Below are 17,206 nucleotides of genomic sequence, written 5' to 3'. Positions count from 1 at the left end.
GCTACAATTGTATTATCACTTTATCCCTGACAGAGGGTAAAAAATGAAAGTCTCGTTTAACTTATCAACGCCTGGAGAAGACTATGCAATTAAGTACACTCTGGCTCGTGAAGAATTTGATGAATATTGGCAGATTCAGGAGCTATTGGCCCTTGGATCGGGCAATCCGGCAGGCACGATTCAACTTTCGGGCCTCACAAGCCCTCTTCCTGAGACCTTTTTGCAGGGCTATGAGGCGGTTATAACCCTGGCCAACTGCCAGCCAGATTGTCTGACCATCAGCCCCGAAAAAAAACTCGACATCGATTTGTCCCGGCACAAAAAAAGCAGCCAGGCAAGCTATTCGACCCTGCCGCGCGGCCCATTAAACGTAGGAAGATTGCTCGCTGATAAACCCTGCTTTGTAAGTCCCCATCCGCAACAGCAGCGGGTAAAGCAGGACATTATATTCTCTGACTGGTCGGCCGATCGCTGGGACCTGAACAAGTCGACACAGGTAGCAAGGCTTGCTGAACAGCTTATTCGGGAAGGTCATCAAGTTCTTGCTTTGGACAAAGGAATAATACGACCCATTCAAAATGGCAGACAGCTGGTCGAAATACTTAACACAAACACCTACATGGCCTCCGACGAGGAGCTGATGCTTGTCGCCAGTACGCAAAGAAAAATGGCCAAAGATCAGCTGCACGTTCTTGACTATCATAGAATCAATGCTCTGATTGAAAAAAAAGCGCCAGAATACAGAACCCTGGAAGCAAAGGACTGGCGTCGCATGCACCTGGGGAATCGCCCTGAGTTGCTCCGACAAATTCAACAGGCCCAGCCACTCTTTGACGCCATTATCTGCAGCATCTTCCCAGATGATGTTCGCTTTGCAGGAGAGTTGGCCAGCGCCCTTAATCTCCCCGTTATTTACCGTTTTCGCAGCGTTAACCTCGATCTGGAAAGGCTACAACAGCTTGTGCGTGACGGCCGGATTGTTCACCACGGAATATCTTTCGATGCCAGGCATTTTAGCGATGTCGAGTCACTAAGCCTTTACCCCTGTGACAGCGATGTGCTGACACTGCCCGAAGGTTTTGCTGCTGTTCTGCGGCAGTTCACCTCCCTGAAATACCTGAACCTTCCTAAGGTCGACAACATAAACAGCCTGGAACTGGAAACCGCAGGCCTTAATCTTGAAACACTGAATCTCTCTGGCTCTGACGTCTCCAATACCACGCTTGCGGCTCTGGCTGGCAGCAGCCCATGTCTTAAACAACTGGGAATAGTGGCGTGCAAAAATCTCGACTGGAGCACTCTCGACGGAAGCGCGCTGTCTGCTCTCGAGTCCCTCGCTACCGATGGAAGTGCGGATCTGAATGTTTTATTACAACATCCTCGTCAATTGAAAACACTGAGCCTGTCGGGTGATTACACCGCCCAGCCTCTCTCCCCTCATGTCCTGCAAAATCTTGAGACCCTCCAGTTAACACCCCTCATATCAAGCGCAGGCATGGCTGGCATCCTGACCGGGACACCGAAGTTAACATCGCTTGATATCGCCAGATTCCAAAATATTCAGGCAGATTTTGAATGCGGTGATTTATCCGCGCTTGAACTATTCAACGCAAGCGCCAGCTCCCTCTCAAGCCGAAGCCTCGAAAACATCCTGGCCAAGACACGGAAGTTAAGAACGCTTGAGATTGCCGGCTGCGAAAATATCAAGGAAGATTTTGATTGTGGCGATTTGTCTGCGCTTGAAGTATTCAACGCAAGCTATAGCACCCTATCCAGCCGAAGTCTCGAAAACATCCTGACCAAGACACCGAAGTTAACATCGCTTGACATTGCCAGTTGCGAAAATATCCAGGACACGTTTGATTGCGGCGATTTATCCGCGCTTGAAGTATTCAACCCAAGCCATAGCACCCTATCCAGCCGAAGCCTCGAAAACATCCTGACCAGGACACCGTACTTAAAATCGCTTGACATTTCCTGTTGCGAAAATATCCAGGACACGTTTGATTGCGGCGATTTATCCGCACTTGAAAGCCTCAAGGCAAGCCTAAGCAAGCTCTCAAGCCAAAGCCTTACAAACATCCTGACCAAGGCACCGAAGTTATCGTCGATTGATCTTGCCACCTGCAAAAACATCAAGGACACGTTTGATTGCGGCGATTTATCTGTGCTTGAACGGTTCAGGGCAACCCATTCCAGCATCTCAAGCCAAAGCCTCTCAAATATCCTGGCTAAGGCACCGAAGTTAAGATCGCTTGAGATTGTCGGATGCAGATATATCCAGGCAGATTTTGATTGCGGCGACTTATCTGCGCTTGAAATATTAAATGCAAGTGTTAGCCCCATTTCAAGCCAAAGCCTCGAAAATATCCTGACCAAGGCCCCGAAATTATCATCGCTCAATATCAGCTCTTGCGGAAATATCCAGGACACGTTTGATTGCGGCGATTTATCCGAACTTGAAGAACTCAAAGTAGACAGAAGTACCATCTCAAGCCAAAGCCTCTCAAATATCCTGACCAAGGCCCCGAAATTATCATCGCTCGATATCAGCTCTTGCGAAAATATCCAGGACACGCTTGAGTGTGGCGATTTATCCAAACTTAAAACACTTCAGGCCCGCCATAGTAATCTCTCACGCAAAAACCTGATACATATCCTGAGGAAAGCCCCCAACCTGGAAAATCTGAACCTGGAAGGCAGCCCCCAGTTTTATCAGGAAAACCTTTCAAGCGAATTAAAAGAGCTGCTTGCCAGGATTCCAACGGTCAAGTACCCAGTGCAACAGGCATTCTACAGCAGGGTACCGTCATCCTATCCCAGTTCATCCAGCTCATCCAGTTCATCCAGATCATCCAGCTCGTCCAGCTCATCCAGCTCATCCAGCTCGTCCAGCTCGTCCAGCTCATCCAGCTCATCCAGCTCATCCAGCTCATCCAGCTCATCCAGCTCAACCAGCTCAACCAGCTCAACCAGCTCCCCCACCGGACAAACCGTTGATGCCGATACCACCGTCCGCGACACCCACTATTCAACCATGCGTATATTTTACCCCATGAGTCCCGGGGTTTTGGAACCAAAAATCAGCAGCTATCGATTGCAAACGTTTGACCGCCTGGAGGTAGCCAATATCACCTGCGATATCAACTGCGCTTTTATGCTCACCCACACCGACCATCCCGATAACTATCAGGAAACCCACGTTACCCGCCTTGCCTCGCGGGATGCTCTGCAAACGCTGACCTTGCCGCATAGCCCGATGCCCGCTTTTCTTGGAGTTCAGAAATTAACCGTTAACGCAACCTGGCAGCCCATCGCGTCATTATCTCCTGATGAACAGATCTCGCACCTGCTCACCGAGCCGGTCGATGCCGACATTGAGATTAACTATTCAAACAAACACAATCAGTATCTTATCCGGACAAAGGGTCCAGCCTGCCCCATCCTTCTGCAATTTGTTCTGCGCCGTCAAGAGCCGTCAGCCACGTCTGCCCCTCTGCCACCATACATTCATCGCCTGCAGCAGGAAATGAGCGCTTATGGCAAGGGCGCGCTTAAAGGCGTTTCAGGCAGCTGGACGGGGCGGGACTATCTCGACGCCATCCGTGCCCAAAAAAAAGGCGCCTGTCGCCACAGAGCGCTCGCCTTTAAGGCCGCCATGGCGGAATCACACCCGGAGATTCCTGTTCGTATCATTACCAACGACGTTCACGCCTTTGCCGAAGTCTACCTTGACGGTCACTGGAAAAAAATGGACTTTGGCGGCTACCCGGCCAGCCTGAAAATTGATGACTCACTGCGTCCCGATGACGGCAGGGTCGCGCCGGCAACTGTCCCAGTCATAATTGAGGCACAGCTTGACGCGTCAGGGAAGGAAACCTGTATAAACCCTCCCATCTCCGATGATCTGCGCTATGAGCGCAGCCTGACAACCTGGGAGAAAAAACGTCCGCGGACTACGTCTCTTAGAAAATACTGCCAGCAAAAAGTGCAGATTAACGAATGCAAAAAACGCCTTATTGAGCTGCCTTCAGACACCGCCTTGCAAGGCTTGCAATACGCTTTGCAAAGGCATTGCAAAAATATCAGTCGTCCGGTTTTTTATATTAACTCGCCCGATGACTTGATTTGCCAGGCACCTTTTATTCGCCTTAAAACACCCGATGGTCAGGAAGGAGTGCCCCATAAAGGTCCAGGTGGCGCCCTGTTTGACTATTTAAATCAGGATTACAGTAAGGACAATCCGCCCATACTGCTGATAAATTACAGCAACTTTTCTGCCGATGATCTTGTACGCTTTAATTCCCTGCTGGATGATAGACGCGTTGTCGATGGCGTGGCCGTTCCAAAAGAGGCCATTATCATCGGATTGGTCAACACTCAAAAACCCGACCGCTACACCGGCTCTGATTTTTATTCACGCTTTGCCCTCGCCGTTGAAACCTGCCCGTTGAGTGAGGACGTGCTCAGAGACGCGATTCCCAGAGCGGACGTTGAGCCAACACCCGGACAAGACGCGGTGCACATCAATCTCTTTCATGCCACAGACTGGAAAGAGCGCCTGCTGGGTCGCTGGGTTTTGCAGGGAAATGATCTGTTTTTTAAAGAAGGTCTGTTGCCTCAGGCTCTGCAAACCGGCAAGCCCATTGTCATTGACAATGGACCCTGGAATGATCCTGAATTTCAACGTTTCTGGCGCCAGGCGCTGGTTGACGGCAACATTCCCTACAGCCGTGGTTTATTACCGTTTCCGCCTACAACCCACCTGCAACAGCAAGAAGGTTATGACTGGCAAGCGCTCACCGCTTCAATCACCACGAGCCGTGAGTGGGCAGCTGAGGGTGTTATCTGCAATCCCCAGCAACTGCTGACACTGTTTCATCGTTATGAATGCCGGGGAGACGCGCTGCATACTATGCCGGGCCTGCTTGAAGAACATCAGGGGGGCGTGCTGCATCTGAATATGACACGCGAACTCTCACAAGACGAGTGGGCAGAATGCCTGAGCGTCGCCAGACAGTTTGACGTCGCCCTGCATCTCCACATTCCGCCGGCATTCAACCTGCCTGATTTTATCGCGCCGCGAGGTGCTGCGGCATCATCCAGCCAAACCGAAGTCTCGCCAGAACGCCGTCCGTGGCGGCAGGAAGAAGCGGACCACACCTCGGTCGTGCTGAGCAACGATCCTGATGCCACCATAGCACTTATCGTTAAAAACGAACCACTGCAATGGACCGTGATTGATGTCTCGGAATGCAGCGCATCCGACTTGCTCAGGTCCCTGCAGGGTAAGCTCGACCAGGAGTCTCTGCGCTTTACATTCTCGGAAAAAACCTGCGCCCTCACCCATGCTCTGGCTGAGGGTAAATCAGTCCTCCTGAGCGGCGAGGTATCCCCTGAACTCGCTGACGCACTGGCCGTTCTTCTGCATGAGCGGGCGCACCAGCCTGCGTCAGGCCGGCTGATGATTGTCACGCACAATCCCGAACTATTCGCCTTTACCCAACCAGCTGAGCACAAAGTCACACCTGGATTGAAAAGACACCTGCTGGGTCTGGGAAACGAGGGATTGGAGGATAGTCCGTTTACCATCCTGCAAACCAAAACGCACTTCGCCCACCATAACCCCGGCCAGCCTCAGGAGAACGCCTGGCAGGGCATGCTGAGCCTGCCGGGCAGGATTACCCTTGCGCCTTTTAACGCACAAAGCAGCTCAAATGAGTCCGCCCGTTTTAACCGTAATCGACTGATAGCCGTTCAGAGCGTGCTGCAATACTCGCCTTATGTGTTTTTAAGCGGCCTGACGGGTGTTGGAAAAACCACTTTTGCAAGAAACCATCTGCCGGAAATCGGCTCCGTAACCTACGGCGAAGACAGACTCAATAAATGGCTGGCCGATGATTCTGACGGCCTTAAAATCCTCTTTATCGATGAAGCCAATCTCGACTTGCGCCAATGGAGTCAATTTGAGGGATTGTTTCATACGCCCCCCACCCTGCTGGTCGAAGGACAGCTGGTTGAGCTGTCAGCCCATCATCGTGTCGTCTTTGCCGGCAACCCGGTCAGTTATGGCGATGACCGCAGTCTGGCTTCGCTGTTTGCCCGTCATGGCAGCGCGCTGATTTTTGAACCCTTGCCGCTGGCCAATATTTATGAAGAAATCCTGCGGCCCGTTTTTGAAGGCAGCGCCCTGGAAGAGCAGGCCGCCACTCTTTGCCAGCCCATACTGGACGTCTATCGCTTTCTGTGTGAGCGCTCGCATGACGAAGTCGTTATCACCCCGCGCGAGCTGCAAATGATGGCACTGCTCCTCAACTCAGCCCCCCACCCCTCCCTTACAGAGGCCCGTCATTACGCCTGGGAAATTGCAAGGCACGCCTTGCCAGAGGCCCTCAGGCACGACTTTGACCGGCAATTTAAACCCGAAGCAGGGTCTTTGGCTGATGCAGAACCCATTATCCTGGCCGGTAATTTTCTCGTCCCGCCCTCACGCAAACCCCTCATGGCGCTGTTTGCCAATATGCTGGAGCTTCGGCAGTTTCGCCTGTCTGGAAGAGCCACAAACGAAGCGCAACGCTATGGCGGCCTCGGCGGCATCATTCTCGAAGGTGAGCCAGGCGTCGGTAAAAGCAAGTTCGTCAGACAATTTCTGCGACACCACGGTTACACAAAAAAGCCGTTGTCTCACATAGAGTGTCCGCCCGGACAATACTATTATAAAATCCCTGTAAGCCTTGGGATTGAGGAGAAAAAGGACTTCCTGCTAAAAGCCTTTCATGAAGGAGCCGTCGTCATTATGGATGAAATCAACAGCTCGCCCATGATGGAAAAGCTCCTCAATGGCCTGCTCATGGGCATAGGACCTAATGGAGAACGCCCGAATAACCCCGGATTCATGCTAATCGGTACCCAAAACCCCATTACCATGGCTGGTCGCCAGGCGCAAAGCACCGCTCTTTCCCGCCGCATGATTACCGCTACCCTGTCAGACTACAGCAGCGAGGAAATGCGCAATATTTTATGCGTATCGACCGGCATCCATCCTGAAAAAGCCATGACACTGGTACAGGCTTACAACAGACAAAGCGCCTTCGCAAGGCAGCATCACCTCACACCACAGCCCTGCTTTCGCGACTTGCTCAACCTTGCCAGACGAGAGGCAAAAGAGCCCTGGACAGCCGTTGAGACACACCTGCCCGACTCCGCGCCACGGCTTCCGTCGATTGCTTCTTCTGAAAAACAGAAACCGAGGGGGCTGGCTCAACGCTACCCGCATTATGTACCCGAAGGGAATAGAGCCATGGCAGCTGCAAATGCCGGGCACTGGTGGCGTTTTTTCGGCGAAGACACACATCCGGCTCAATGGGGAGAAACGCCACCCAGCAGTGCCCACTATCAGAAAATTGCCCTGTATAAAGACGATGCATTGAGGTCTGGAATACTTGATATTCTGGAGCAATGCCTGTCAGAAGCGTCCACCTCTCAGAGAAGCTTTATCCCGCTGGTCGAAAGTATCCTGGGATGCCCAGGCCACAAACCTTCCTCTGATAATCACAGGGCTTACCTTATCCTCGCAACAAGCCAGAGCAGCCTGGGGAGCGCAATCCCTGACGCCATCAATACGTTCAACGCCATGATCCAATATTATGGGAAGATCGCAGGCTGTCATGAGGATGAGCTGGACGATTTGCTGGCAACCAGCCTGGGTGTTGTCTCTCAAATGCAACAGGGGCCGCGCTAATAACGAAAAATGACCAGTGAGGAATTCGGTAAACCTGCTTCTCTTATTTTAGAAGCGTGGACACAGGAGGTATCGTATTGGGTAACTACCCAGGAACGTCATCCAGAGCGTAGCGAAGGATCTCCTGATTTTGGCTCAATGCTAAACCATTTGAGATCCTTCGCTACGCTCTGGATGACGTTCCTGAGTAGTTACAATTTAAGTCTGTTTATCTATTTTAAAAGAACTGGAACAGGGGTACAGTTTATGAAATTCTGCTAAAATTCATTTATTGAATAGAGCATCTACGTTCTTGTTCCTGCGGTTCCTGTGCACGTTGTTCCTCAAGTTTGCGCATGCGTTGTTCTGCGATTTCTTCATGTCTTTTAAGCGTTTCTTTTTTTGCAAAAAAAGTCTGATTTTGGGTGCTTAAAGGACTAACAAACATGTCTTCCTGACAAGCAAATCTAGCGCGAAGGAGATCATTAGTATCTTTATCATAACTTGTTCTGACTGACCGCTCCTGCCTTGAGAGGATAACCTGGCCGTCTGTCGATACACCTAAGCCTGGGCCGCCAGCAATTTCTTCTTCTCTAACAACTGGAGCTTCTGAAAGCATTCTAAAATAAATTTCACAAGCTGTTGTATATTTTTTTTCGCTTTTTTCATCTTCTTCGAACATTCAAACATTCCTCATATTGGAAAATATACATCTTGTAATCTGGGTAATATATTTATCACGATGGATGGTATTATTTTTTGGGGTTTGAAGTCCAGTATACTCAGTCAATTCAATTTTTAATCCTCTCGCAGATCCATTCCCGATAGCTTCGATTTTTAATTTCACATTCCCAGATCACGATAACCTTCCATCCCAGATCCCGGAGAGACTGGTGTTTTTTTAAATCATTTTCCACGTTTTTCTGGAATTTCTGCTGCCAGAAATCACTGTTTGACTTTGGATTGTAAGCCAGTCGGCAGTTTTCATGACGGTGCCAGAAACAGCCGTTGATGAACAGCACGGCCCTGTATTTCGTCAGGGTGATATCAGGCTTGCCCGGCAAATCTTTTCTGTGCAGACGATATCGGTAGCCTTGATGATGTAAAAACCTGCGCACGTCCAGTTCTGGCTTTGTATTTTTACCTTTGATGGCCGCCATATTCCTTGAGCGATGTTCGGCTGTCAGACTGTCGGACATGACGATGCCGGCTCCGCGACGTTATTGCAGTTTTCTTCATAATCCCGCTGCAGCTCAATCAATCTTAGTCTGATCGCCTGAGTACCCGGTGTGACGAGGGTGGCAATGGCGTTTTGACCTGCTTTATTTTTAATGCAGATATCAGCGCCGAGCGCCACCAGCTTTTCAGCCAGATCATAATGGCCTTGCTGCACGGCATGGTGCAGCGCGGTGTTGCCATCTTTGTCAGTCAGGGACAGGCTCGCTCCGTTGGTTATTAAACATTGACACACGGCCGCATGCCCATGAATGGCAGCCTGGTGCAAAGCCGTTCTGAGGGTCGCCCTGCCCGGCTCATTAATGGCATGGGGCGCAGTGCCGATCAGCTTTTCAACGGATGGCAAGGAACCAAGCGCGGCTTCGTAACGCAGTACCAACCCTGAAAAATGACCGTTGTTAATCAAATAATCTTTCAACCGTGCTGCCGATTCCAAGGCGGCCTGAGCCACACTTTTTCCTGTGAACTGCATGGCGTTGGCCACGATAGCGTCTTTTTCCTCCGCGCTGATGTCACGTGGATTGCCAATGAAGCTGGATGTCGTATCGGACAAGGGCAGAGAGAGCGTGGCCAGCAGAGCCGGAATATTCTCTCGTGTCGCGGGGATGTCCTCGAGGAATTCGTCTGGATAGGTAAACAGCTGACCGTCCAGAGCACAGAATACATTTAATGAGGCTCGTTCATCACGATCGGGGTTGATCCAGATGGAGCGCAGGGTCTCGCGTATTTTTGTAATTCCTGAAACCACGCAGTCCATAGGCGTTTTACCGTCCTGATTCAGGATACTCTCTGACGCTCCCTTGCTGATTAGCGTGCATGCGAGATCGATATTTCCATACAGACAGGCATAATGCAGAGCCGTCATGCCGTCTTTATCCTGTGCATCAAGAACAGGAGATCTATCCGGAATCTGACTTAAGAGAGCCAGACCAATAGCCGTGGCATTTATTTTGGTGGCTGTTATCAGTGTTGTTTTTTCTTCGCGGTCTTTTTGTTCATAATTAATTTGCTGGCCGGCACGCTCGATAAAAAAGACGGCCTCAATATGACGTTCGTTGGCAATTAAGGTGTGCAATGGCGTGTTGCCATACCCGGACATCCTGCTGATTTGATTAACGTCTACGCCCGCGTCAATCAGAAGGCCGAGCTTTTCTTTCATATCGACCGGACTTGAAGCTGCAAAGTGCAGCGCGTTTGATCCATCTCTGTTTTCGGTAATAGATGCACGCCTGGACAAGAGCATTTGTACCTGTGCCGCAGTCAGCTTATGATTAATCAGTGACATGAGTGCCTCACTTGCGTCGAAATAGTGAGGCGCATAATATCACCGGATGGTTAAAATTAAAACATTGCGATTTTATGAGACCAGGGTGTCGGACACATGGCACAACAGCCAAAACACGGGATATTACCCGCCGGGTACTGGAGTGCTATTGTGTGCTATGCGAAAATTGACCCGAGGTGTTTCCGAGGGATAACCATAGCCTTTGTCGGCGATACGCTTGATGTTCTGCAGGTACATTTCGCCCCAGGCTCCCGGATCAAAATTGGTGACCACCACGTTGTAGCTGAGGTTAATAACCGATTCAAAGGCTTTGCGCTGAGCAATTTCATGACCGCCAAACGCAACCTGCACTTCAACCTCACTTTCAATACCGCCTGATTTTAAACGCTCTATCAGTAAGTAGATCATCTTTTCAATAGTAAAGAACAATTTGCACATGGACATACCTGACATGTCCAGGCCTTTCGAGGTCACCAGTTTGTAACCAAAGTCCTGAATGGGATAGACAAACTCCCGCTCCTCAACCCCGCTGTTAGATCCGCTGATTAGTTCGGGCATCAGTCTTAAGGGTGGAAAAATAACGTCTATGGTGGGTGAAACAATATAAAGCTCAAAATCAGCCCAGCGACGCCATAACTGATAAACGCGCTCTGTCAGTAAATCCGGGTCGTTGAGTTCATCACTCATAATCTGCTGACGTGCCTGCTCAGCCATCTGTATAAAATCCATCTCATTGTTTTCTGAGTCGGTCATTTTATGATCCTGGTTCTGGTTCTATTTTCCTATCTTAGCTCAAACAGGGTACCAAAGCACAGCAGGGAACACATTAGAGTGCAATCATTATGCTGTCATTTGTCTGAAACAAAGCGATAGTACGCAGGCGGTATGCGGCATTTAAAGCATCGACTTTTACAGGCCGATTCCTCCTGGCAATGGGCAATGACCCCCTTGCGCACCCAGATATCCAGCATCGGCTGTAACGCACTGATATCCAGAGAAAACTCGCGGGCCAGCTGCTGATTACTGGCTACTTTCTCCCTTTGCAGATAATTACGGATGTCCAGCAGCATAATGCCCTCCTGACGTGTGCTTCTGACGCTGATGCAAGGCGACGATGAACAGACCGACTGCCGCCAGCATGGCCAATATCCACATCACAGACTGCTGCGGATGCAATGAAAATCGGGCCAGTTGATAAAAGACCACGGCGGCGGCATAGGCAATCAAAAAGGACCAGGCTACAGAAAACCACATCCACTGTTTATTAGCTTCCTGACGAATGGCGGCCATGGTTGACACGCAGGGAATGTACAGCAGAATGAACAGAAGATAGGCAAACGCACCGGCTTTGCCGTCAAATCGGGAGGCCATCATGCCGTATACCGATTTCGATACCTCGCTATCCGGGGCACTGGCCATAATCGGGTTCAGCAGCGCGTGCCCCAGCTCCCCCAGGTTTGCCGGAATGGATAAAAACGCGGCCTGCATGTCCGACCAGAAATGAAAGTCAGTCGCCCCGCTCTGTGCCAGATGACCGACCTGAGCATAAAGGGTGTTCAGAGATCCAACCACAACTTCCTTGGCCAGCATGCCACTGAGCAGACCAACCGTGGCCGGCCAGTTATCGGGGGTCAGGCCCATCGGTGCAAACACTGGAGTCAACCATTGACCAACCAGGGACAGTACGGAATTGGAGCTGGCTTCACCCGCACTTAATCCGCCATCCACAGTCAAGGCATTCAGGCCTCCCAGCAGCACGCATACGGGTAAAATGACACGACCAGCCCGGTTAATAAAATATTTCAACCGCATGCCGGTTTCTTTGAACAGTCGACGTAAGGCAGGTTTGTGATAAGCGGGCAGCTCAAGAATCAGCGGCGATGACTGGCCACGCAGACTGGTTTTACGCAGAATAAATCCCGTAAATACCGCCATTAAGATACCCACGAGGTACAGAGCAAAAACCACGTTCTGGCCACCTGTCGGGAAAAAGGCAGCGACAAAGACGGCATAAATGGCCAGACGCGCACTACAGGACATAAACGGACTCATCAACACCGTCAGCAGACGATCGCGCTCCGAGTCGAGGGTGCGGGCCGCCATAATGGCCGGCACATTGCAGCCAAAACCAACAATCATCGGCACGAAGGATTTGCCAGGCAAACCTAAAGCGCGCATGATTTTGTCAACCACAAAGGCGGCCCGGGCCATGTAACCCGAGGTTTCCAGCAAGGCAAGAAAGAAAAACATCGCGGCAATCACGGGAATAAAGGTCAGGGTGGTGCTGATTCCTGTTCCTATCCCATTGGCTACCAAGGCAATCAGCCACTGCGGGGTATGAATCTGCTGCATCAGCCAGGCACTGCCCTGCACGAACACGGCGTTGGTGGATAGGTCAAAAAAGTCCTGGAACGCACCGCCAATGTTAATGGCAAACAAAAACATCAGATACATCATCGAAAAGAAAATCGGCAAGGCCCAGAATCGATGCAGGACAACCTTATCTACCCTGGCCGTAAAATGCTCGCTGGCATCGCTGCGCCTGCTTTGTACGCTGCTCACAATCCGGTGAATCGCCTGGTAGCGGGCATCGGCCAGCAGTACATCAAAATCGCGCTCATATCCCGCGACCGCTGCCAGCCTGTGCTCAGGCACGCGCTCAGCCAGGGTCGTATCCCCTTCGATGCTGCGCCAGACATAATAGGCCGCCAGCTCAGGGCTGATGTCGGCGTCGGCCATCAGCTGCTGCTGGCATTCGCGGGCATAGCGGCTCATTGCATCAGGCAGATTCAAAGCGAGAGGTCTGGAATGCTCAACCTTCCGGCCGACTGCCTGCTTCAAGGCCTCGATACCTATGCCCTTATGCGCCTGCAATGGGATGACGGGGCAGCCCATTTGCTGCGACAGGGCGTCCAGATCAATATGTATTCCACGCTGTAAGGCAATATCCATCATATTCAGTGCGATCACCAGCGGCCTGCCCAGTTCCAGAATCTGTGTACTGAGGTACAAATGTCGCTCAAGATGGCAGGCATCGATCACATTGACAATTAAATCAGCCGGCAGAGAAACAATAGACGCAGCGGCAATGCGCTCATCCTGACTTGCCCCCTCATCGGCCATGGTCAGCGAGTAGATACCGGGTAAATCGGTCACGGTCACAGCCTGATCAGCGTATGTGTAGGCGCCCGTTTTCTTCTCAACCGTTACACCTGGCCAGTTACCAACGCGCTGGTTATCGCCGGTCAATGCATTAAACAGCGTGGTTTTTCCGCAATTGGGGTTCCCCACCAATACCACATGCGTCATACGCGCTCCCACAATAACTGATCTGCTTCATCTTTACGCAGGGTTAGAGACGTGCCCCGCACGTCCACCTGTAAGGGACAGCCGAGCGGTGCAACGCGAACAACCCGTATTTCTGAACCACGGGTAATGCCAAGGGATAACATTCGGCGTCGATAGGCCAGCGGCGTATCACCAAAATCAATCAGGCGAACATGATCACCCTTGCTTAACTCATGAATGTGCATCTTATTTTCATCACCTTTACCACATTACGTATTATTATAACACACTATTTCAAATGATAGCGATTATCATTCGCATTAATGTCGTTTACAGGCAACCATGATAACATGGCATATCGTACAACCTTCGATTGACCAGTATTAAAGCACAGCGTATAATCTTTGTCTTTTTCTAAAACTAAGGCAAATATTTATGAGCATACTGGTTCTCGATCTTGACTTCACCGTTATCGTTGCCGAGAGTGAATTGGGTAGACTTAATAGCTCTACCCATGAGTTGATTAGCAAAGCTCTGGGGGCCGAACTCATTTGTAGAGGCAAACCGAAAGCAGATTATGTGCGAATCATTAACCCGAAAAAACTGAGTACCCTGATAGAACATGCCTGCGAAAACCATGACGGGATTATGATATTAACAGCCGGCCTCTGGGGAGAGGACAGCATAAAATATATCCTGAAAAATAACCTTGATATCACAGAAAGCACCACGGATAAACTGGATGCATGCCATTTCATAACACCGGGAAACACGGTTGAACACTACAAAGGTCTCTCTTCCGAAGACATTGCGCTTTTACCCAAAAACGAGCGCCTGCAGAATTACATCGATCGCCATCCGGAACTTCAGGGAATGCATTTTGTGATGCTGGATGATTCACTGTATCATATCGAATCGTTTAAAGACTGTTCCCATGTCACAGCAGTCCATGCCACAACAACAACATTTGATATCGAGAATTTTTATTCCCCGGATCTGGTTCACGATGCCTTTTATGAACAGGCACAAATAGCCCTGGACAACTCCAGACAGGTGTCCTTGACAGCAGAGAGCGTGACGCCCAATGACGAGAATGCGCCCCCACCGGCCCTGCCTTCGCCCGAGCGCCCCCCCTCTGCCAAACGAAGCAGCCCGACATTTTTCAGGACAGCCCCAGAATCCCCTGAAAAAAAACAAAGAACGGCCAGTCATCCCTGCGAAGAAAGGCGGTCAGCAGAGGAAAGCAGTCCGGCGTTTAATTAACGCAGGATGAATGTAAAGGCGGCGGGGTCTTAGAACCCTGCCCTGAGTCTGCGCGCCTGATGCAGTTTTTTATAGCTTTCAATCAGTCTTAAGTGGGGCTCTATGCCCTCAAGGGCCATGCTGGTTTTGCTGAGGCCATAAAAGCGAACCTTGCCCGTGACCGTGCCCAGCACATTGTCCATCATCTCAGCACCAAACATACGTCTGAAATTTTCAATAAAATCCTCGAGTTCCAGCTCGTCATCCAGAGTGACTTCGAGTACGGCATTAACCGCCTGGTAAAACAATCCCCGCTGGACCGTGTTGTCGTTAAACTGCAAAAACTCTCCAACCAGTTCAAGGGCCTCTTCATGAGCACCCAGTGCCAGATAAATCAGGATCTTAAGCTCAATAATGGTCAGTTTACCCCAGGGCGTGTTCTCATCGAACACGATGCCTGTCAGGGTGCGAATATCGGTCTGATTATCCAGCTGGCTTTCTTCCAGACGCTCCACCAGCCCGCGCAACGCGTCATCGCTTAAGGAATGCAGATTCAGGATGTCTTCCCGGTAATGCAGCGCGTGATTGGTGTTATCCCAGATCAGATCGTCAACCGGATACACTTCGGAGAAATCCGGCACTAAAATACGGCAGGCCGAACTGCCCAGATCGGTAAGATCGGCAATATAAACTTCTTTGCCCATGTCTTCAAGAATGCCAAATAGCGTCTCGGCTTCTTCTTCGCTGCTGCCAGAAAAATCCCAATCGCAGAACTCATAGTCGGGTTTACTGCTAAAAAAGCGCCAGGAAATGACACCCGTCGAATCAATAAAGTGCTCGACGAAATTTTCCGGTTCGGTTACAGCCATGCTGTTAAATGTTGGTTTGGGCATATCGTTCAAACCTTCAAAACTCCGTCCCTGCAAGAGCTCAGTGAGGCTGCGTTCGAGGGCTACTTCAAAATCAGGATGCGCGCCAAAGGAAGCCAGTACGCCGCCGGTTTTTGGGTTCATCAGGGTAACGCACATAACAGGAAACTGCCCACCCAGCGAGGCATCCTTCACCAGAATGGGAAAACCCTGCTCTTCCAGACCTCTAATCCCCGCAAGAATACGAGGATAACGTTCGAGGACACTCATGGGTACGTCGGGAAGAACGATTTCCTGCTCGATGATTTGCCGTTTGATGGCGCGCTCAAAAATTTCCGACAGGCACTGCACATAGGCTTCCTGCAGGTTGTTGCCTGCGCTCATGCCGTTACTCAGGAACAGGTTTTCAATCAGATTGGATGGAAACCAGACGGTCTCGCCATCGGACCTGCGCCTGTAGGGAATGGCACAAATACCGCGTTTTTTATTGCCGGAATTGGTATCAATCAGGTGCGAGCCGAGTAATTCGTTGTCTGGGTTATAAATACTCAGGCAATAATCATCGAGAAGATCGGCCGGCAGGGAGTCATCTTCGATTGCGAACCATTTTTCATTGGGGTAATGAACGAAGTCACTGTTGGCAATTTCCTCGCCAAAGAACTGGTCGTTATAGAAAAAATTATTGTTCAGGCGCTCAATAAATTCACCCAGAGCCGAGCACAGAGCGCTTTCCTTGGTGGCGCCTTTGCCGTTTGTGAAACACATGGGCGAAGCGGCATCGCGAATATGTAAGGACCAGACGTTCGGTACAATGTTGCGCCATGAAGATACTTCAATCTTCATGCCGAGGTCAGCTATTATCTGACTCATGTTTCTAATGGTTTGTTCCAGAGGCGCGTCCTTACCCGGAATAAAGGTACTCTGCCCTCCTTCTGGGTATTCCATGAGCATGGCGCTGGTATCGGCACTCAGGTTTTCAACGGTTTCAATTTTAAATTCCGGCCCCGTCTGCACAACTTTTTTTACAGTGCAGCGATCGATGGAGCGTAGAATACCCTCCCTGTCTTTCTCTGAAATATCATCAGGCAGCTCGACCTGGATCTGGAAGATCTGGTTATAGCGATCATCGGGATCAACGATATTATTCTGCGATAAGCGGATGTTTTCTGTGGGTATATCACGGGCCTTGCAGTACACTTTGACAAAATAAGCGGCACAGAGAGCCGATGAGGCCAGGAAATAATCAAACGGACTGGGTGCCGATCCATCACCTTTATAGCGAATCGGCTGGTCGGAGATTACCGCAAAGTCATCAAACCGGGCTTCAAGTCTTAAATTGTCGAGAAAATTTACTTTGATTTCCATTGAATATATCCATAGTTCAGGTAGGAGCAGCGCAGGCGGGGACGACTCTCATAAAAATATTCTTAGTCTGACAGCTAAAGGCCAAAACCCAGCCTGCCTGTTTAAAAGAAGGCGAAATATAGCACAAAGTACAATATAGTTGCAAAAATGGCCTCTCATACCCCAGAACTGTCCAGTCTTAATTTGAACGGAAGTTAATCA

Annotated in this window: 10 protein-coding genes; 2 read left to right on the top strand and 8 right to left on the bottom strand. The window is 50.3% G+C overall.

Annotated features, from left to right (window positions below):
- Window positions 1–43 precede the first annotated feature (43 nt).
- A complete protein-coding gene (locus ACQUTA_RS06095; protein WP_444987332.1) occupies window positions 44–7,741 on the top strand; it encodes an AAA family ATPase in 7,698 nt (2,565 codons plus the stop codon).
- Between the two features lie 268 nt (window positions 7,742–8,009).
- Here ACQUTA_RS06095 and ACQUTA_RS06090 read toward each other — a convergent pair whose 3' ends face one another.
- The 7 genes from ACQUTA_RS06090 to ACQUTA_RS06060 form a co-directional block, all read right to left on the bottom strand.
- Window positions 8,010–8,402 (bottom strand): hypothetical protein, encoded by a 393-nt coding sequence (locus ACQUTA_RS06090; protein ID WP_444987331.1) that lies wholly within the window; start codon window positions 8,400–8,402, stop codon window positions 8,010–8,012.
- A 109-nt stretch (window positions 8,403–8,511) separates the two neighbouring features.
- Complete coding sequence (locus tag ACQUTA_RS06085) at window positions 8,512–8,919, bottom strand: very short patch repair endonuclease (protein WP_444987330.1); 408 nt, start codon at window positions 8,917–8,919, stop codon at window positions 8,512–8,514.
- A complete protein-coding gene (locus ACQUTA_RS06080) occupies window positions 8,904–10,241 on the bottom strand; it encodes an ankyrin repeat domain-containing protein (protein ID WP_444987329.1) in 1,338 nt (445 codons plus the stop codon). Before ACQUTA_RS06080 ends, ACQUTA_RS06085 begins: the two co-directional genes overlap by 16 nt.
- A gap of 123 nt (window positions 10,242–10,364) precedes the next feature.
- Window positions 10,365–10,994: a PX domain-containing protein gene (locus ACQUTA_RS06075; RefSeq protein WP_444987328.1), complete on the bottom strand. Its 630-nt coding sequence runs from the start codon at window positions 10,992–10,994 to the stop codon at window positions 10,365–10,367.
- A 95-nt stretch (window positions 10,995–11,089) separates the two neighbouring features.
- Window positions 11,090–11,311, bottom strand: coding sequence for a FeoC-like transcriptional regulator (locus ACQUTA_RS06070; RefSeq protein WP_444987327.1), 222 nt, complete (start codon window positions 11,309–11,311; stop codon window positions 11,090–11,092).
- The gene (gene feoB / locus ACQUTA_RS06065; protein WP_444987326.1) at window positions 11,292–13,550 is read right to left on the bottom strand and encodes a Fe(2+) transporter permease subunit FeoB; all 2,259 of its coding nucleotides are present in this window, start codon (window positions 13,548–13,550) and stop codon (window positions 11,292–11,294) included. The genes ACQUTA_RS06070 and feoB overlap by 20 nt, the downstream gene beginning before the upstream one ends.
- On the bottom strand, window positions 13,547–13,774 hold the full coding sequence (locus tag ACQUTA_RS06060) for a FeoA family protein (protein ID WP_444987325.1): 228 nt from the start codon (window positions 13,772–13,774) through the stop codon (window positions 13,547–13,549). Before ACQUTA_RS06060 ends, feoB begins: the two co-directional genes overlap by 4 nt.
- A 190-nt stretch (window positions 13,775–13,964) precedes the next feature.
- Here ACQUTA_RS06060 and ACQUTA_RS06055 point away from each other — a divergent pair, with 190 nt between their 5' ends.
- Window positions 13,965–14,792: a hypothetical protein gene (locus tag ACQUTA_RS06055; RefSeq protein ID WP_444987324.1), complete on the top strand. Its 828-nt coding sequence runs from the start codon at window positions 13,965–13,967 to the stop codon at window positions 14,790–14,792.
- A gap of 29 nt (window positions 14,793–14,821) precedes the next feature.
- Here the strand turns inward: ACQUTA_RS06055 and ACQUTA_RS06050 are convergent, their stop codons facing one another.
- Complete coding sequence (locus ACQUTA_RS06050; RefSeq protein WP_444987323.1) at window positions 14,822–17,005, bottom strand: OsmC domain/YcaO domain-containing protein; 2,184 nt, start codon at window positions 17,003–17,005, stop codon at window positions 14,822–14,824.
- Window positions 17,006–17,206 lie beyond the last annotated feature (201 nt).

This window comes from Legionella navarrensis, assembly GCF_052527415.1.
The sequence above is the reverse complement of the archived record's forward strand: the minus strand, read 5'-3'. Positions and strand labels throughout refer to the sequence as shown.